Genomic DNA, 17,779 nt, shown 5'->3' with positions numbered 1-17,779 from the left:
CGACGTCACTGCCTGCCGTCGGCGTTGGGCTCGCGCCCGGGCTATTGAAGGGTATGCAGACCGTAGGTGGTGTCGGCGCGCGGCTGGGTCTGCGGGCGCGAGCATAGGTAGCTGTCCCAGCCCAGGCGTACGCCCAGTGCTTCGCCGACGCCGGAGCCGCGTACGTCCTCGGCGCGCAGCACCAGCTTGACCTCGTATTCCAGCCCGCCGCCGGTGAGCAGCGTCAGCCATTTCGACAATGCCTTCGCGGCGCTGCCTCCGGGCAGGAACTGGTCGAAAGCCTCACGCTGCAGCGGACCGAAGCGCAGGCGCATGCGCAGGTCGCGCTGCCACACCCGGTCGCCGGCCAGCGCACTGGACCCGAGTGTGGCGTTGGCCTGGCCCAGCCGCGTGGCCTGCTGCGCCGGCACCTTGTACCAGGCGCCGACGAACTGTTCCAGCTCCACCGGTACCTTGAAGTAGTCGGCCAGCACGCGCTGCAGCAGCTTGGCCGAGATCGGCCGCTGGCGGATGGCGCCGGCGTAGTACGCCACCGCCTGGTCGAAGACGTCGCCGCCGCCGTCGACCATGCGATCGCGCAGTCCCGACATGCCCATGCCCAGCAGCGACAGCACCAGCGGCAGGAAGCGTTCGCGCCGGTCCAGCTCATACTGCAGCGCCAGCCGGTGCTTCTTCCACGCGGCGTAGTGCAGCGCCACCGCGCGGTTGGAGAACATGTCCAGGAACGCGCGTGGGGTACGGTCGCGCTGGTACAGCTCGCGTTCGTGCAGGGTCTCGGTGTAGTGCAGCGGCAATGCGCCGGAGGTGCCCAGCAACCCCATGAAGTTCGGGGTCAGATGCACTTCGCCCAGGCTCTCGGTCTCGATCGCGAACGCCAGCGCCGCATCGCTTTCCAGGCGCTCGCCGTCCTGCGAATAGGCCTGGCCGACGGGGTCCAGCTCGGTCGCCGGAAACGCCAACGACAGCGAGTTGTGAAAACGCACGCGCGTGGGCAGGGCCTGACCGGCCTTGACCCCCTGGCGCTGGAACACCCGCTCCAGAATCCGCATCGCCTGGAAGAACTGGAAGCGATGCGGCTCGGCCAGCAGTTGCAGCGCTACGCCAGGATCGATTCGCCGCTTCGCGGTAAGCATCGGACGAGTTCCTCCCCTGTTTCGCTGGAAATGAGCACCAGCCGGGTAAAGCTGTTGGCGTGGACGTAGAGGCCGAAGAAGTGGTCGAGCACATGCGCGAACGCGGCCACGCCGGTCCCGACGAAATGGTTTTCGCTGATGGTCAAACGCACTTCCAGGCCGCGCACCACCGATGCGAAATGCTTGCCGGACAGCCAGGTGGTGACCGGATACTGCTCGATACCGACGATGCCGTCGATCTGCCGCGACGACACGCTGCTGCCGGAGATGTCGTACAGCCGCAGCATCTCCTTCAACGCCGGCAAGCCGCTGCCGGTCAGCGACAGCTGATTCAACGACAGGTGCGAGATCAGCCGCCATTGCGCGCCGCGCCCGTGGCGGAACCGCAGTGGCCGGCTCGGCTTGCGCAACAAGCTGATCGCGCGCGCCGGCGTTCCGCCCTCGATCGACAAGTCGCCGCCGGCGATGCCGTAGGCGAGCTGGCTGGGCAAATCGCGATTGCTGCAGGTGAGTTCGACGCTGACCACATCGGTCTGCGGCAGGGTCGGATTGAATTCCAGGTCCACGAAGCTCAATTCGGTTTCGTAACCGGGACTCTGCCGCGCCACATCCTCGTCGCGCCGCGCCACCCAATACTGGCCGGCGCGCTCGGGGTCTTCGCCATGGTGCAGCGAATAGAACGGGCGGAACTCCTGGATCAGCTCGCCCTGCGGAGTCTGCCGGATACGGTGCACCGAATCGATCGAATGCACTTCGTAGGCAAAGGCGCGGCGCCCGTCGGCGATCACCGGATAGGTGACGCTGCGATGGGTGACGCGGATCGGCTCGCCGTGCTGCGCGAATAGGTTCACCACCGGGGTGCAGCCCAGGCGGATGTTCTTGGAATCCAACTCCTCGAGCACTTGGTTGGCGGCGCGATCGGGCGGCGTCGCTTGTAGGACCAGGTGCAACGTGAACCAGCGGCTGGCGCCAGCGGTCACCGGCTTGAGCTGAAGATCGAAGAAGCCGAACTTGTCCGGGTAGCCGAACAGCTCGGTCAGCAGGCGGTAGGCCGGGTGCGACCGCGCCGGGAAATCGATCAGCGATTCGTCGTCGGCGAATCCCACTGGCGCCAGCGGGGTTTCCGCCAGCCGGCGCCAGCGTCCGCTGCCGTCGGACTCGACATAGGCCGCCTTGACCCCCAGCGCCAGCGCATCGCGCATCGCCGAGCAGAACGAGGGCTCGCCGTCGACGAAGAAACGCAGCGCGTCGGTGCCCAGGCCAGCGAACGAGGCCTGGTCGGACAACAGCTCGAAGCTGATCGAGATCTGTGCGCCGGTACCCGGCGGCAGGCTGACCGCCATCGGCGCTTCGGCCACGCCGCGGTAGCTGGCGGCCTTCACCGCCACCGGCGCCAGTATCACGTCGTAGGCGGTGCGGAACCGGCAGTTGATCCCGCGCACCGGGCGCGACTGCAGGTAGCTGCCGCGCGGCACGCGGATCGGCGCGCTGAGCTTGGCAGCCACGCCTTCCATGTCGAAATAGGCGATGGAGCAGGACGGAAACGGCCGCAGATAGTGCGGATACAGCACTTCCAGCAGCGCGTCGGTGAACTCGGGGTAGTCGTCCTCGATGCGCTTGGAGATGCGCGCGCCCATCAGCGCGAACGCCTCGATCAGGCGCTCGACATGCGGATCCTGGCTGCCGTCGGCCGACAGCTGCAGGCGCCCGGCAATCTTGGGATAGCGCTCGGCGAACTCGCGCCCGTAGCGACGCAGATAGCCCAGTTCGCGTTCGTAGTAGGGAAGCAGGTCTTGCATGGTCAGGGCGACGCCTGGCGCCGCAGGCGGCTGACCGAGTACTGCAGCGTGGACGGTTGCAGCATGGCGTCGAAGCTCACCGGCTCGCGCGCCGGCTCCATGTCCAGCAACGCATGGATGGTGAAGTGCAGGCCGCCGCCGAACTGGCCGGCGGTTTCCAGCTTCACGTGCACGTTGCGCAGGCGCCGCTCATGGCGCGCGATCGCCTGCTCCAGCGAGCGGCAGATCATCGTGCGGTCGTAGCCATTGGCCAGGCTCATCGCGGAAAAATCGCCGAGGCCGTAGGTCAGCAACGACTGCTTGCAATTGGGAAATTCGGTGAGGCCTTCTTCGCTGAAGGCCGAACGGGTGTTCAATAGGCCTTCCAGGTCGCGAGCGACCGATTCCTTGTACTGGTCGATGGAGATGGCCTTGAACACATGCGAGCCACCCGTGGACTTGGGCGTGTCGTCGAACAATTTTTCCAACAGACTGGGTTCGAGTCCCTTCATTGACCGCCCCTACGTGAAGTCGTCCTTGCGCTTTGCTGCCGACTGGGCGCGACCAGCGGATGGCGCGGCCCCGCTGTGCGTCGGTCCTGTGTCTGCGCGCGGCGCGCAAATGCGATGGCGCGCGAAGGCGCCATCGCAAAACAAACATCAAACGGTGTAGTTGGGAATGTTCTTGGTAGCACTCCACTGCGCAACCGCTTTGCCGCCGACTCCGCCTTCCGGCTTCTGCTGGTTGTAGGTCCACTTGATCGCGCCGAAGCTCAGCTGGACGACTTCCTGCGGCATGCCGTCCTCGTCCACCGTCGTGGTGACGCGGTGTACCAGCACGTTCATCAACTCAACCAGGTAGTAGTTGATGGCATTGCCGTCCTTGTCGGCGCGCATGAACTCGATGCGGGCTTTGGGGAAGGTGGTGCCGTTGGCGCACGCCTGATTCAGCGCGGTGGTGGACAGATCGATCGACTTGACGATCTCGATCGGCGACAGGTTGACACGAGCGGCCGACTGACCGCCAGCGGTGGATGCGGTGGCCGAGCGCGGCTGCAACAAGTCCTGGGAGAACGACTTGATCTCCACCCAGTCCGTGTGCTTGTCGTCGTGCGATTCACCCTTGATGGTGTCGATAGAAAGAAACGCGTGCTGCATATCTGGTCTCCTAAATTCCGGTCTTCCGTGAGATTGATTTGCCAGGCGGGGCCTGGCGGTTATTTGCCTGTCCCGAAGGACATTGCGTCAACTGCAAAACAGTGGGATCTCCGTCCCTCGACGCTACGACAACAACAAACGCTACGCCTTCTTGGTACCAGCCGGCAGTTCGGCCACCAGACGCAACGAAACAGACAGCTCATCGAGCTGGAAATGCGGCCTGATGAAGGCCACCGCGCGGTAGACACCGGGTTTCCCCGGCACTTCCGAAACTTGTACGGACGCTTCCCGCAAGGGGTATTGCGCCTTTGCTTCCTGACCGGCGTTGTCGTCCAACAACACGTACTGGGAGATCCAACGGTTCAGGAAATCCTCGACATTGCGCGCCGAGGCGAAACTGCCGATCTTCTCGCGCATCATCGCCTTGAGGTAATGGGCGATACGCGACACGGCGAACATGTACTGCAGCTGCGCCGACAGGATCGCGTTGGCATTGGCCGAATCGGTGTTGTACTTCTTCGGCTTCTGCGCCGACTGCGCACCGAAGAACGCCGCGTAATCGGTATTCTTGCAATGCACCAGCGGAATGAAGCCCAGGTCACTGAGTTCCTTCTCGCGGCGGTCGGTGATCGCGATCTCGGTCGGGCACTTCAGCGCCACTTCGCCGTCGTCGGTGCGGAAGGTGTGGGTCGGCAGGTCTTCGACCAGGCCACCGCCTTCCACACCGCGGATCGCCGCGCACCAACCGTAGTCCTCGAACGCCTTGGTCAGGCGCGTGGCCATCGCATAAGCTGTGTTGCACCACAGATACTTGCTATGGTCGGCGGCGTCGACGTCTTCGACGAAGTTGAAGCCTTCGACCGTAGTGCCGTCCTTCGGGTTGTACGGCAGCCGCCCGAGAAAACGCGGCATGGTCAGGCCGACGTAGCGGCTATCCTCCGACTCACGGAACGACTTCCACTTGGCGTATTCGACAGTGTCGAACACCTTGGCCAGATCGCGCGGCTTGCCCAGGTCGGTGAAGGTTTCCAGGCCGAACATCGATTCGGACGCGGCAGAGATGAACGGCGCGTGCGCCGCGGCGGCCACATGCGACATCTGCTCGACGAAGTACATGTCCTCCGGCTGGCGGCCGATATAGTAGTCGCCGACCAGTGCGCCGAATGGCGCACCGCCGAAGGTGCCGAACTCTTCCTCGTAGACCTTCTTGAACAGCGCGCTTTGATCGAAGTCGATCGCCGACTTGAAGTCGCGCACCAGATCCCGCTGGGGCGAGTTGAAGACCTTGATCTTCATCGTCACGCCGGTGGACGTCTGTTCGCACATGTAGTGCAGGCCGCGCCAGCTGCTCTCCAGCTTCTGGAACTCCGGCGCATGCATCACCGCGCTCAGCTGCTCGGAGATGATCCGGTCGATCTCGGCAATGCGCGCGTCCAGCGTCAGATTGAGGTTGTCCGACACCACGACGGTACCTTCCAGCACCTCCTTGGCCAGCTCGGAGATGATGTCCTTCGCACGCTGGTGCTCGGTCTCCGATTTGGCGACCTTGCTCTGCTCGACGATCTGGTCGAGCAAGCCTGTTTCTGCCAGCGTGGCGGGCGCCGAATTGTCGGTGGCACTCGAAACCTCTGCGGCCATGGCTTACTTCTCCTTTTCCCGACCCAGCTTCTTCAGCTGTTCGGTGTTGTTCAACACGTCCGTTAGCAGGTCTTCGAGCTTCTCGTTGCCGGCCAGCTTGTTGCGCAGGTCTGCCAGCTTGGTGCGCGATTCGAGCAGCTTGCGCAGCGGTTCGACCTGATCGACCACAGCCTCGGGACGGAAGTCGTCGATCGACTTGAACTTGAGTTCGACGCCGAACTCGCCGCCGGCATCGCTGATCTTGTTCGGCACGCGGTACACCGCGCGCGGCGCCATGCCTTCCATCACCTCGTCGAAATTGTCGAGGTCGACGTTGACGAATTTGCGGTCCTTGACCTTGGCCAGGGGCTGTTCGGGGTTGCCGCTGAAATCCCCAAGCACGCCTACCACGAACGGCAGCTCCTTCTGTTCGATCGCGTCACCCTTTTCCACGTCGTAGGTCAGCTGCACGCGCGGCGGCCGAATCTTCTGCAGACGTTTCTGGATGCTTTCCTTCTTAGCCATGGGTGTCTCCTGACGTTAAGGCTTTAGGGGAGTCCGGATGACCGGTCAGTTGCCGCCCAGGTTCTGGAACGGATCGGCAGACGCATTGGGCGTTTCCTTGGGCGGCGCGGCGTCTTTCGCAGCCGGCGGCGCGGCGCGGCGGGTGTTGCGTACGGGCTTGCGCTTCTTCGGCTCGTCGGGCTGCAGGATCTCGTCGCCCATGGTCGCGCGCAGCGTGCTGGCCAGCGTCTCGGCCTCCTTGCGCGCTGTGCCCGAAGCCAGCGCACCGCGGCCCTGCAGGCGGTGCAGCGACTGATTGGCGATACGGAAGCCGGCGACGGTCAACACGCCGTCAGCGACCAGGTCGTTGGGATCGCGCTGCAGAACTTCCTGCGCCGCAACGATGGCGCGCGCGTAATTGGCGCGGTCGAACTGCAATTGCGCGATGCGCACCCACGGCTCCTTACGGGTGGGGTCAGCGCGACCGGCGTCTTCGAAGGTTTTCAGAGCCTGCTCGGGGCCGCCGCTGGTGACTTCGGCTTCGGCGCGCGACATCGTGGCGTCGAACGACGACGGGGGCGGAGCCTTCTTCGGCGCGGACGCGCAACCGACGAGAGCGGAGAGTAGAACGAGTGCGAACATCGGCCGGAATGTGACCAGCCCCTTGACTACCGTCATCATGACTTCCTCTGAAAACCAATCCTGAAATTAACCTGGCGACCCCGATGTGAAGGCGGAGTGAACCAAGCCTGTGCGTTGTTCGGCAAGTGTACAGCCGCGGATAGGACCGGGTATAGTGGCGTCCCACAATCGCGTCAAGCCGGCCAGAGTCTGCCCCATTCTGCGTCTGTGCACGGGCGATCGGGCGCGCCGCACAGGGGCGAAGACTCCTGAATCGCTGGATGCGGATCGTCCTCCGTCCGCAACGTCAGAGCAAGCATGAATATATCCGCCCGTCGTTTCGATTTTTTTCTACTGGCCCTCGTTGCGACCATGCTGGCCCTGTCCGGCTGCGCCAGCGGCGGCATCGGCAAGGCGATGGACAAGACCCTGCAGGCAGTGGGCATCAAGGAAGCCAAGCCCGAGGCGCCTCCGCTGATTCCGCTGCGACTGTTCGCCGGCAGCAACCTGAATGCGGGTACCGACATGCACGCCACCGCCGCGGTGGTCAAGGTCTATCACCTGCGCAACGCGCAACGCTTCGAGCAAGCCCCGTTCAACGCGTTCCTCGATCAGGCCGGAGAGCAGGCGGCGCTGGGCGCGGACCTGCTGTCGGTCAACGAGATCGTGCTGACGCCAAGCGCCCGCCAGGAACTGAACGAGCAGATGTCCGAAGGCACCACCACCCTGGGCGTGGTGGCCTTGTTCCGCGCGCCGGCCGAGGGCCGCTGGCGCATGGCCTTCGATACGCGACGCAAGGAATTGCCGACCCAGGGCATCACCATCGGCATTCACGCCTGCGCGCTGACCACCGACAGCCCGGCGCTGGTCACCCGCCTGGCGGGCGATCCCAGCAGCCTGGCGTCGGTGCGTTGCGCCGCTGCGCGCTAGCGCCTCCCTGCGGACGCGTGCTGTAGTATCACGCCCGTCGGCAAGGAATCTGCGGTATGGATACGAGGCATTGCCTCTCGCGGCCAGCCTTATCGGTGCGGACCGACCTCTTCAATCCAGGGATAGACACGTGTCTCATGTAAGCAGGATGTCGAAAGTATTTTGGGGCGAAGGGCTGTTTTTGCGGCCGCAGCATTTCCAGCGCCAGGACACCTACCACGAAGCAAGACTGCAGAATCTGGCGCAGACGCTGCATCCCTATGGCTGGGGAACGCGCCGGATCCGCTTCGACCCGCAGAGCATGGCCAGCGGCAGCTTGCGCGCGCTCGACCTGTCGGTGGTCTTTCCCGATGGCGAATCGTACGACGCGCCAGCGCACGACGCGCTGCCCGATGCGCTGTCGCTGAATGACCTCCCCGCCGGCATCCAGATCACCACGGTGTACCTGGCGCTGCCGTTGCTGCGCGACGACGGCGGCAACTGCAGCGATGCGGAGGGTTCGCAGCTGGCCCGCTACCAGCAGCTCAACCGGCCGACCACCGACCTGTACACCGACGCGGCCGAATCGGAACTGGCGTACCTGAGCAAGGCGGTGAAGCTGCTCACCGACGACACTCCGCGCGATCCGTACGTGACCGTGCCGGTGGCGCGCGTGCGCCGTACCCCGACCGGCGGCTTCGAGCTGGACGAGGACTTCATCCCGTCATGCGCGCACATCGACGCCTCGCCGACGCTGTATCGCGAACTGCGCTGCCTGCTCGACTCGCTGCAGGCCAAGGTCGATGCACTGTACGGGCTGCATCGGCAACCGTCGCAGCACATCATCGAATTCCGCTCCGGCGACATCGCCTCGTTCTGGCTGCTGCATACCGCCTGTTCCTCGTTCGGCGCGCTGTCGCACCTGTTCCATCATCCGCAGCTGCACCCCGAGCGCCTGCACCAGGAACTGCTGCGCATGGCCGGCGCGTTGCTGACGTTCTCCAACGCCTACCAGCTCAACGACCTGCCCCGGTACAACCATGCCGCGCCGGAAGCCTGCTTCCAGCGCCTGTTCCAGATCGTGCGCGACCTGCTCGACACGGTGATCTCGGCGCGCTACTTCAAGATCGCGCTGACCGAGGTCAAGCCGTCGTTCCACCTGGGCCGGATCGATTCGCAGCGGATCGACGAGAACGCCGCGTTCTACCTGAGCGTGTCGGCCGACATGCCCGGGCCGGAACTGGTGCAGACGGTGCCGGTACGGTTCAAGGTCGGTGCGCCGGACGACGTCGAGAAGTGCGTGCTGTCGGCCCTGCCGGGCGTGAAGCTGACCCACGCCGCGCAGGTGCCGGCGGCGATCCCGGTCCGTCCCGGCAGCTACTATTTCGCCCTGGAAGCGCGCGGGCCGCTGTACGAGCGCATGCTCAAGGCGCAGTCTATGATGCTCTATGTGCCGTCCGGCATTGATGACCTCAAGATGGAACTTGTCGCGGTGACCTCATGATGAACCCGCTGCCCCCCACCCCCGGCCCGATGCCGTCGCTGACCGCGCAGGCGCCGCACGGCCTGGCCAGCGCGCATCCCTCCACGCCGCAGAGCCTGCTCGACCTGATGGCCGACGGCTTCTACCTGTTGCTGCTGCTCAAGCGCGCGCAGATGCCCGGCGACACCGAATCCTTCGTGCAGTCGGTGCAGACATTCCTCGATGGCGTGGAACGCGGCGCAGTCAAGCTCGGCATCGCGTCCGAGGACATCTACGCGGCCAAATACGCGTTCTGCGCGGCAGTGGACGAAGCGATCCTGTCGCAGCCCTCGGCCCTGCACGAAACCTGGGAACGCAATCCGCTGCAGCTGCGCCTGTTCGGCGAACACCTGGCCGGCGAGCATTTCTTCGATCGCCTGGAAGAGCTGCGCCGCCAGGGCGCCGTGCGCCTGCCCTCGCTGGAGATCTACCACTATTGCCTGCTGCTCGGCTTCGAAGGCAAGTATCGGCTGGAAGGGCCGGAGAAGCTCGGCTACCTGACCGCGCGGCTGGGCGACGAGATCATCTATTTCAAGGGCAAGCGCACCGGTTTCGCACCGCATTGGCCGCCGCCGGACACCGTGCGCCATGCCTTGCGCCGTGTGGTGCCGCTGTGGCTGCCGGCCGCGCTGGTGGCCGGCTTCGGCCTGCTCGGCTTCTTCGGTCTGCGCCTGTCTCTGGACCATCAGACCGAGCAACGCATGGCCGCCTACAACCAGGTGGTGCAGATGCCGCAACGCACCGCGCACATTACGATCACCCTGCCGTGAGTACGTCGATATGGATATGCCGACGCTGGCCGTCGCCCTCGCTAGTCTGGCGCAGCCGTCCCAACATGCCCGCCTGATCCAACTGCGCGCCCCGGTCGAGGGGCTGGTGGTGGAACGCTTCCACGGGCAGGAGGCGGTGTGCGGCGCCACCGTGCTGCAGATCGCGTGCCTGGCCACCTCGGCGTTTCTCGAGGCCGAGGCGCTGCTGGAGCAGCCGCTGGACCTGCAGCTACGCCAGGCCGACGGCACGCAACGCCACTGGCAGGGCCTGTGCACCGAAGTGGCGCAACTGGGCGGCGACGGCGGCCTGGCCCGCTACCGGCTGACCCTGGCGCCGTGGACGGCGCTGCTGGAGCTGCGGCGCAACGCGCTGGTGTTCCAGGACCTGGACGCGCGCGCGATCTGCGAACGGATCTTCGCCGACTACCCGCAGGCCGCGTTCCGCTTCGACGTGCAAGCCGCGTTGCCCGCGCACCCGATCACCACCCAATACCGCGAGACCGACTGGGCCTTCGTCACCCGCCTGCTGGCCGAGGCCGGCCTGGCCTGGCGCTACGCGCACGCGCAGGACGAGGACAGCGAGGCCACCGCGGCCACGCTGGTGATCTTCGACCCGCAGGCGCAGGTGCCGGACAGCGGCACGATCCGCTTCCACCGCAGCGACGCGGCTGAGGCCGACGATGCGATCAGCGCCTTCGGCGAGCGCCGCGGCGTGGTGCCCACCGCCAGCACCGTGACCAGCTGGCACAGCGAGCAAGTGCGCGCGGTCGCCGCGCAGGCCCAGGCCGAGGCCGGCGCGCTGCCGCCGCTGGAGGTCTACGTGCAGCCGCGCGCCGGGCGTTTCGCCCAGGAGGCGACCGCGCAGGATCAGGCGCAGGCGCGGCTGGACGCGCTGCGCGTGCCGCACACGCTGCACGCCGGTGCCGGCAGCGCCCGCGTGCTGGCGGCCGGGGCGGCGTTCACCTTGCGCCAGCACGCCCAGCACGACGGCCAGCAGTTCGTTCCGGTGGCGATCGAGCACGTGGCGGTGAACAACCTGGGCCAGGGCATCGTCGCCCTGCTCGATGCGCCGGAGCTGGAGCACGGTAGCTACCGCAACCGCTTCCTGGCAGTGCCGGCGGCCACGCCGCTGCGCGCGCTGCCGCAGGACCGCCCGCGCATGCCCGGGCCGCAGAGCGCGCGCGTGGTCGGCGTGGCCGACGCGGCTGTGAGCCCGAGCCGCGACCACCAGGTGCGGATCCAGTTCCCGTGGCAACGCGGCGCCCAGCCCACTCCCGGCGGGTTGACCGACAGCGCCAGCACCGCGCCCGGCCACGCGCCGGGCGACCAGCGCGCCGGCACCTGGGTGCCGGTGGCCGAGTGGGTGGCCGGCCCCAACTGGGGCAGCCACTTCCTGCCGCGCATCGGCAGCGAAGTGCTGGTGGAGTTCCTGCAGGGGGACATCGACCAGCCGCGCATCACCGGCCAGCTGTACAACGGCGAGGTCGCCCCCCCCTTCGGCGGCGGCCTGGACGAGAGCGCCAGCCACCCCGGCACGCTCAGCGGCCTGCACACCCAGTCCCACGACGGCAGCGGCACCCAGCAATGGCTGCTGGACGACACCCCCGGCCAGCTGCGCACGCGCCTGCACACCTCGCTGGCCGACACCCGGCTGGAACTGGGCTACCGGTCCAGCACAGCGACACCGCCCGCGGCGCTGCGCGGCCAGGGCTTCGAACTGGCTTCCCAGGGCTGGGGCAACGTGCATGCCGCGCAAGGCCTGCTGCTGTCCAGCAGCGCCCGCGGCCAGGGCGCCCTCGACCGCATTGGACGTGGCCGAGGCGGTGGCCCAGTTGCAAGGCGCCGAACGCACCGCCCAGGCGCTGCACGCACACCCTGACCCAGCAACAGGTGCCCGGCCTGGACGCCCATCCCAGCGTGACCCGGCTGCGCGAGGCGATCGACCCGCAGGCGCAGGGCAAGTACACCGGAGCGGTGGGCGGCCAGCCGGCGACCAAGCCGGCCGACGGCGGCCGCGACGGCCGTGCGCCGGTGGAACGATTCGCCGAGGCGCGCCTGCTCGGCGAGTCGCCGGACCACATCGCCTGGACCACCCCGGCCAGCGCGGTGGCCTATGCCGGGCAGGCCCTGTTGACCGTGCAGCAGGATGCGCAGCTGAGCGCCGGGCAGACCCTATCGGCGGTGTCCGGCCAGCACACCGCGCTGTTCGCCCAACGCGGGCCGATCACACTCATCGCCGCCGCCGGCCCGGTGAGCCTGCAGGCGCACACCGGCGCGCTGGAACTACTGGCCGACCAGGCGGTGACCGTCACCGCCACCGACACCCGCATCGACGTGCTGGCGCAGCACAAGATCGTGCTGCAGGCCGGACAGACCCGCCTCACCCTGGAAGGCGGCGACATCACCTTCGCCTGCCCGGGACAGTTCACGGTCAAGGCCAGTCGGCATCTGCTCTTGGGTGGGGAGAGCGGCAATCCCCAATTCGCCTTGCCCGATGGGCTGATGCATCTGGAGCCAGACCGCATGCTCGATTTTTCGGGCTGATCCCTCTACAAGGAAGACATCTTCATGGCAGATACCGAGCAGAAGAAACTGGCGCAGATCAGCAAGCTGGTCTATCCGTTCCAGAAAAGCGCAGAAGCAGGCAAGGCCGGGGCCAAGCCGACCGACATCGACGATCCGCAGGTCTATTTCGATGCGCTGTCCAACGCGCAGGACGGGTTCTACCCCATCGGCGCCAACGGGCAATGGCACGGCGGCATCCATTTCGATACGCAAACCGGCAACACCCTGGCGCAGGAAGAAGGCATCCGCTGCATCGGCGATGGCGAGGTCGTCGCTTATCGCATCGACTCGAAATACCCGAACGTCGACTTCAGCGCCGGCAAGGCCACCTACTCGCGCGGCTTCGTGCTGGTCCGCCACCGCCTGGAGCTGCCGCCTGCGCCCAAGCAGACCGCGCAGCCTGCCCCTGCTGGACCGGGCGCGGCCAACACGGCACCGTCCACGCCACAGCCGGCAGCCCAGCCTGCGGCAACACCCGATCAGAAGGCGAAAGAGCCTTCGCTGATCTTCTACAGCGTCTATCTCCACCTGCTCGACTGGGCCGGCTACCAAGCCGATCCGAAGAAGCTGCGCCCGGCGTTCTGGAAGAGCGTGGCCTATGTGGTCGGCGACAAGGCCAAGGACCGCGACAGGGCCTCCAATCCTTCCATCCCGGAGGCAGGCGTAGGCCTTAACCTGCGCGACGCGCAGCATCAGAAGGTCGGCTATGCGTCACGCGGCGCCAAGCTGCGGCTTGGCGCCGAAAATCCCAACAAAAAGGGCTATTTCGTCATCTCCGAGGTCGTCAGCGGGCAGACCGTTCCTGCCGACGCAAAAGGACTGTATGCCTACAAAGCGGAGCTGACCGCCGCCGGCGCCGAGCCCGACCGCCAGGACGCGGTCTATGTGTTGCCAACCCCTGCCCCGATCAAAGCCGGCGACTTGATCGGCTATCTCGGTCACTACCAGCGCTTTGCCGATCTCGAGCCATTGGCGGCAACCGGCCCCGCGCAGAATGGCGTGCGGCCACTGGTCCAGTTGGACGTATTCACCGCAGAAGATCTCAAGACCTTCATCGCCAAGAGCCGTGAGCGGGCGAAGCTGCTGGATGCCAAGCAAAAGACCCTGCTCAAGATCGACGTGGGCGCCAAGCTTGTGCTACCAAGCGAACCGGACCAGCAGATCGGCGCCGAGGAGGCCGCCGCCGTGGTCCCCGGCGGCAAGGACGGAGCCTGGGTTCAGGTGCGCAAAGGCACCTTGCAGATCATGGACAAGGGCAGCCTGAGCGGCTTCAACAGCACCACCCACGCCTACGGCGGCGGCCAGATCCTGCATCGCGTGCTCGGTGCCAGCGATAGCGACAGCATCACCGAAGCGGCCTACAACGCGCTGAAGACCAAGGAAGAAAAAGACAAGTACCCGCGCCGCCAGGTACTCGTTCCCAGCGGCCCGCCGGTGTGGGTGCAAAAGGCGCTGATGGGCGCCGACACCAGCGTCGCCGGCCGCTCGCTCAAGGCGTGGAGCACGTTCCCGCTACAGGCCAGCCAGGCCAACGGGCCGGAGGCGGGCTTCATCCGCGTCGCCGCCATCAAGACACTGAAAAATGTCGCGACCGAACCGGACGGCACCCGCTGGTGGGAAGTGGATGTGGGCAAGATCGACGGCAACAGCGGCGTGGGCTGGGCCAGGGAGAAGGATCATGCCAAGGTCACCCTCTGCTCGCCGTGGGAGTGGCCGGGTTTCGAGTTCATCGAAGCCGACGGCACTACGCCAGAAGCGCTGTACGCACGCCACGTGGTCGCCACCAAGCAAGCCAAACCCGACGAGCAGGCCGCACTGGAAGCCAAAGCACAGGCGGCCACGGGCGGCCCGCTGTTCTCGCGCGTATGCGACGCCATCGACCTGGACGACGACCGTCACCTCACCCCCGCAGAACTGCGCAAGGCCCTGAAACAGCCCTGGTTGGCGGAGGCGATTTCCCGCCTGGTCTTCCACCACATCAGCGAATGGGGAACGCCGCGTGCGCAATGGAACGCGATCGACGGCGATATCCCCGAATCGCGCAAGGCGGATTGGGAGAAGGAAAAGAATCGGATTGAATCGCTGCAGTGGTGGAGCGACGTAAAAACCACTCCAGCTTTGCCGGGGGATGCCAAGGTTTATGCTTTCCATCCTATTGGGTTGATTGCGAACTTCCCTGGAAGTTCGGGCTGCGCCTGTGGCTGCTGCCTAGGCGAAATTTTCGCATCAGCTCGCTATGGAAAGCAGTATGGCCCGGTATATTGGGGAAAGCTAAAATTAGCTGACTTCATGGGCTGGGATGCCTTAATTACTTCTGGCAGTGTAACCGCCACGGAACGGGACATCTTGGTTGCGATGTCTGAAAATGAAGGGAATATGGACGCCATTCAATCCTACGATAGCGAAGTCCTTACCGCAGGCGCAATGCAGAAAACAGTTAACCCCCAGGGGGCGGGCGAATTACCCATACAAGTATACGAATTCCAACAGGAACATCCTGCTCTGTATCAGTCACTTTTTGCAGATTGTGGCTGGGAAGTAAAGGACGAAGGCGGCAAAAAGTATCTTTACTACGATGGCAAAACTGGCAGCGAGCTGAAGCAAATCTTACGAGAAGGCTTTGACCAGGCCGCTTTTGAGAGCAAGAAAAAAATCAGCTCAAAGCCGCTTGCCACAATTGCCAACGCAATTGTTACCGATGAGTACAAGGCAAAGCAGGCCAAGGACTTTGTTAAACGTCTTCGAACCGCCAATTCACTTGCTCCCGCTGGATATGCCACACACAAGATCAGCGACTACATTCGTTCAAACCTAGGTAAAGCAGTAGTTCTAGATCACCATGTAAATCGACCTGGATATGTGGAGCGCGATTTTGGTGCTGCTCTAGACACCTTCTTCTCACGGAACCCGACAGTGTCACGCGACCCTGGAACCTGGGCGACCCAACATTCTAGTCACGAATCTTCAATACTGGATATTTACGGCAACTCACGTGTAATGACTGACGCGAGTGCGCGATATAGCAGCCTTAAGGCAAAACTATGAAATATGTACTGACTTCTGTGTTCCTCATACTGTCCGCTTGCGAGGGTGGCAGTGCAACGACACAAGCCGATCCAAATCATGGTCACACCGCTGCATCACCGCCTGTGCACACGGAGCCTGCAGCCGCCCCCCGAGCCACGTCTCCCGACCTTAGCCCAGTAGTGCTGACCTACGGGGATCCCACCGCCGATGGCCGATTTGGGAGTGTAACCATCGTGCACGATGGGCAATCCATTAGGACCTTGCTAGGACAGGAGGACCAAGATGGAGCGTTTGAACGCGAGAAGTCGCCGCGTCTTTCTCCCAACCATCGATTCGTGTTCCTCAGCCAGATCGCATCAGCTGAGCTGGAGACCCCACAGGGCCCAATCACGCAAGAAGCCGCGTACTGCAACCTAGTTGACACTCATAGCGGTTGCATCGTCGCGCGGGAGACTGGTGAATTCTGCGGCGGCAAATTCACCAGCGAAGGCCAGTGGGATAATCCCGTGTATCCGAACCTCGATCTCATGAAAGCGACCCCGAAAGCCGATGACTATGCGAAGGGAGTGCGCAAACCAGCGGACTCACCGGAAACGTCATTCAGTAATTTACTAGCCTGTGACGAGGTCAATAACGGTAATGCCGACGCTTATCTGTCGATCCTAGATAAGCGCATCTTTAAACTTGATGCCTCCCAGATCAAAACCGTGCGAGACAAGCTAAACCACCTAAAAGCGCACTGATAAGACGTGCCGCAGGACCGCCCGCGCATGCCCGGGCCGCAGAGCGCGCGCGTGGTCGGCGTGGCCGACGCGGCTGTGAGCCCGAGCCGCGACCACCAGGTGCGGATCCAGTTCCCGTGGCAACGCGGCGCCCAGCCCACTCCCGGCGGGTTGACCGACAGCGCCAGCACCGCGCCCGGCCACGCGCCGGGCGACCAGCGCGCCGGCACCTGGGTGCCGGTGGCCGAGTGGGTGGCCGGCCCCAACTGGGGCAGCCACTTCCTGCCGCGCATCGGCAGCGAAGTGCTGGTGGAGTTCCTGCACGGGGACATCGATCAGCCGCGCATCACCGGCCAGCTGTACAACGGCGAGGTCGCCCCCCCCTTCGGCGGCGGCCTGGACGAGAACGCCAGCCACCCCGGCACGCTCAGCGGCCTGCACACCCAGTCCCACGACGGCAGCGGCACCCAGCAATGGCTGCTGGACGACACCCCCGGCCAGCTGCGCACGCGCCTGCACACCTCGCTGGCCGACACCCGGCTGGAACTGGGCTACCTGGTCCAGCACAGCGACACCGCCCGCGGCGCGCTGCGCGGCCAGGGCTTCGAACTGGCTTCCCAGGGCTGGGGCAACGTGCATGCCGCGCAAGGCCTGCTGCTGTCCAGCAGCGCCCGCGGCCAGGGCGCCTCGACCGCATTGGACGTGGCCGAGGCGGTGGCCCAGTTGCAAGGCGCCGAACGCACCGCCCAGGCGCTGCACGACACCCTGACCCAGCAACAGGTGCCCGGCCTGGACGCCCATCCCAGCGTGACCCGGCTGCGCGAGGCGATCGACCCGCAGGCGCAGGGCAAGTACACCGGAGCGGTGGGCGGCCAGCCGGCGACCAAGCCGGCCGACGGCGGCCGCGACGGCCAGGCGCCGGTGGAACGATTCGCCGAGGCGCGCCTGCTCGGCGAGTCGCCGGACCACATCGCCTGGACCACCCCGGCCAGCGCGGTGGCCTATGCCGGGCAGGCCCTGCAGTTGACCGTGCAGCAGGATGCGCAGCTGAGCGCCGGGCAGACCCTATCGGCGGTGTCCGGCCAGCACACCGCGCTGTTCGCCCAACGCGGGCCGATCACACTCATCGCCGCCGCCGGCCCGGTGAGCCTGCAGGCGCACACCGGCGCGCTGGAACTACTGGCCGACCAGGCGGTGACCGTCACCGCCACCGACACCCGCATCGACGTGCTGGCGCAGCACAAGATCGTGCTGCAGGCCGGACAGACCCGCCTCACCCTGGAAGGCGGCGACATCACCTTCGCCTGCCCGGGACAGTTCACGGTCAAGGCCAGTCGGCATCTGCTCTTGGGTGGGGAGAGCGGCAATCCCCAATTCGCCTTGCCCGATGGGCTGATGCATCTGGAGCCAGACCGCATGCTCGATTTTTCGGGCTGATCCCTCTACAAGGAAGA

General features: G+C 65.3%; 15 protein-coding genes. 8 read left to right on the top strand and 7 right to left on the bottom strand.

Going from position 1 to position 17,779, the window contains the following annotated elements; genetic code table 11:
* Positions 1-41: 41 nt before the first annotated feature.
* From tssG to ISN38_RS15885, 7 genes are all read right to left on the bottom strand, one after another.
* Positions 42-1,133: a type VI secretion system baseplate subunit TssG gene (gene tssG / locus ISN38_RS15915; RefSeq protein ID WP_003467618.1), complete on the bottom strand. Its 1,092-nt coding sequence runs from the start codon at positions 1,131-1,133 to the stop codon at positions 42-44.
* Positions 1,097-2,932, bottom strand: a complete 1,836-nt coding sequence (gene tssF / locus ISN38_RS15910; protein WP_003467617.1) for a type VI secretion system baseplate subunit TssF — start codon at positions 2,930-2,932, stop codon at positions 1,097-1,099. Before tssF ends, tssG begins: the two co-directional genes overlap by 37 nt.
* A 2-nt stretch (positions 2,933-2,934) precedes the next feature.
* Entirely contained in the window at positions 2,935-3,423 is a 489-nt protein-coding gene (tssE, locus tag ISN38_RS15905) for a type VI secretion system baseplate subunit TssE (protein WP_058359124.1), read from the bottom strand.
* Between the two features lie 147 nt (positions 3,424-3,570).
* Complete coding sequence (locus tag ISN38_RS15900) at positions 3,571-4,068, bottom strand: Hcp family type VI secretion system effector (protein WP_003467612.1); 498 nt, start codon at positions 4,066-4,068, stop codon at positions 3,571-3,573.
* Positions 4,069-4,209: 141 nt separating this feature from the next.
* Complete coding sequence (tssC, locus tag ISN38_RS15895) at positions 4,210-5,706, bottom strand: type VI secretion system contractile sheath large subunit (RefSeq protein WP_003467606.1); 1,497 nt, start codon at positions 5,704-5,706, stop codon at positions 4,210-4,212.
* A 3-nt stretch (positions 5,707-5,709) separates the two neighbouring features.
* Positions 5,710-6,210, bottom strand: coding sequence for a type VI secretion system contractile sheath small subunit (gene tssB, locus ISN38_RS15890; RefSeq protein ID WP_003467601.1), 501 nt, complete (start codon positions 6,208-6,210; stop codon positions 5,710-5,712).
* Between the two features lie 45 nt (positions 6,211-6,255).
* Complete coding sequence (locus ISN38_RS15885; protein WP_170874018.1) at positions 6,256-6,870, bottom strand: outer membrane protein assembly factor BamD; 615 nt, start codon at positions 6,868-6,870, stop codon at positions 6,256-6,258.
* Positions 6,871-7,128: 258 nt separating this feature from the next.
* On the opposite strand from ISN38_RS15885, the gene tssJ reads away from it, so the two are divergent.
* The 8 genes from tssJ (at position 7,129) to ISN38_RS15850 (ending at position 17,762) form a co-directional block, all read left to right on the top strand.
* Complete coding sequence (gene tssJ, locus ISN38_RS15880; RefSeq protein WP_038237263.1) at positions 7,129-7,740, top strand: type VI secretion system lipoprotein TssJ; 612 nt, start codon at positions 7,129-7,131, stop codon at positions 7,738-7,740.
* Positions 7,741-7,888: 148 nt separating this feature from the next.
* Entirely contained in the window at positions 7,889-9,223 is a 1,335-nt protein-coding gene (gene tssK, locus ISN38_RS15875) for a type VI secretion system baseplate subunit TssK (protein ID WP_206711897.1), read from the top strand.
* Complete coding sequence (gene icmH / locus ISN38_RS15870; protein ID WP_171815516.1) at positions 9,220-10,011, top strand: type IVB secretion system protein IcmH/DotU; 792 nt, start codon at positions 9,220-9,222, stop codon at positions 10,009-10,011. Before tssK ends, icmH begins: the two co-directional genes overlap by 4 nt.
* A 10-nt stretch (positions 10,012-10,021) precedes the next feature.
* On the top strand, positions 10,022-11,890 hold the full coding sequence (locus tag ISN38_RS15865; protein ID WP_241753957.1) for a type VI secretion system Vgr family protein: 1,869 nt from the start codon (positions 10,022-10,024) through the stop codon (positions 11,888-11,890).
* A gap of 11 nt (positions 11,891-11,901) precedes the next feature.
* Positions 11,902-12,555 (top strand): DUF2345 domain-containing protein, encoded by a 654-nt coding sequence (locus ISN38_RS20480; RefSeq protein ID WP_241753956.1) that lies wholly within the window; start codon positions 11,902-11,904, stop codon positions 12,553-12,555.
* 24 nt (positions 12,556-12,579) lie between these two features.
* Positions 12,580-15,621, top strand: a complete 3,042-nt coding sequence (locus ISN38_RS15860; RefSeq protein WP_206711896.1) for a calcium-binding protein — start codon at positions 12,580-12,582, stop codon at positions 15,619-15,621.
* 317 nt (positions 15,622-15,938) lie between these two features.
* Positions 15,939-16,346, top strand: coding sequence for a hypothetical protein (locus ISN38_RS15855; protein ID WP_128809155.1), 408 nt, complete (start codon positions 15,939-15,941; stop codon positions 16,344-16,346).
* A 6-nt stretch (positions 16,347-16,352) separates the two neighbouring features.
* Positions 16,353-17,762 carry a DUF2345 domain-containing protein gene (locus ISN38_RS15850; protein ID WP_338404636.1) on the top strand — a complete coding sequence of 470 codons (1,410 nt, stop codon included), beginning with the start codon at positions 16,353-16,355 and terminating at the stop codon, positions 17,760-17,762.
* Positions 17,763-17,779 lie beyond the last annotated feature (17 nt).

It is taken from the genome of Xanthomonas translucens pv. undulosa, from assembly GCF_017301775.1.
Classification (GTDB): domain Bacteria; phylum Pseudomonadota; class Gammaproteobacteria; order Xanthomonadales; family Xanthomonadaceae; genus Xanthomonas_A; species Xanthomonas_A translucens.
The sequence above is the reverse complement of the archived record's forward strand: the minus strand, read 5'-3'. Positions and strand labels throughout refer to the sequence as shown.

Excerpts from the sequence above, each read along its gene's own strand:
- tssG (WP_003467618.1), bottom strand. The coding sequence starts at position 1,133 with ATGCTTACCGCGAAGCGGCGAATCGATCCTGGCGTAGCGCTGCAACTG.
- tssF (WP_003467617.1), bottom strand. The coding sequence starts at position 2,932 with ATGCAAGACCTGCTTCCCTACTACGAACGCGAACTGGGCTATCTGCGT.
- tssE (WP_058359124.1), bottom strand. The coding sequence starts at position 3,423 with ATGAAGGGACTCGAACCCAGTCTGTTGGAAAAATTGTTCGACGACACG.
- ISN38_RS15900 (WP_003467612.1), bottom strand. The coding sequence starts at position 4,068 with ATGCAGCACGCGTTTCTTTCTATCGACACCATCAAGGGTGAATCGCAC.
- tssC (WP_003467606.1), bottom strand. The coding sequence starts at position 5,706 with ATGGCCGCAGAGGTTTCGAGTGCCACCGACAATTCGGCGCCCGCCACG.
- tssB (WP_003467601.1), bottom strand. The coding sequence starts at position 6,210 with ATGGCTAAGAAGGAAAGCATCCAGAAACGTCTGCAGAAGATTCGGCCG.
- ISN38_RS15885 (WP_170874018.1), bottom strand. The coding sequence starts at position 6,870 with ATGATGACGGTAGTCAAGGGGCTGGTCACATTCCGGCCGATGTTCGCA.
- tssJ (WP_038237263.1), top strand. The coding sequence starts at position 7,129 with ATGAATATATCCGCCCGTCGTTTCGATTTTTTTCTACTGGCCCTCGTT.
- tssK (WP_206711897.1), top strand. The coding sequence starts at position 7,889 with ATGTCGAAAGTATTTTGGGGCGAAGGGCTGTTTTTGCGGCCGCAGCAT.
- icmH (WP_171815516.1), top strand. The coding sequence starts at position 9,220 with ATGATGAACCCGCTGCCCCCCACCCCCGGCCCGATGCCGTCGCTGACC.
- ISN38_RS15865 (WP_241753957.1), top strand. The coding sequence starts at position 10,022 with ATGGATATGCCGACGCTGGCCGTCGCCCTCGCTAGTCTGGCGCAGCCG.
- ISN38_RS15860 (WP_206711896.1), top strand. The coding sequence starts at position 12,580 with ATGGCAGATACCGAGCAGAAGAAACTGGCGCAGATCAGCAAGCTGGTC.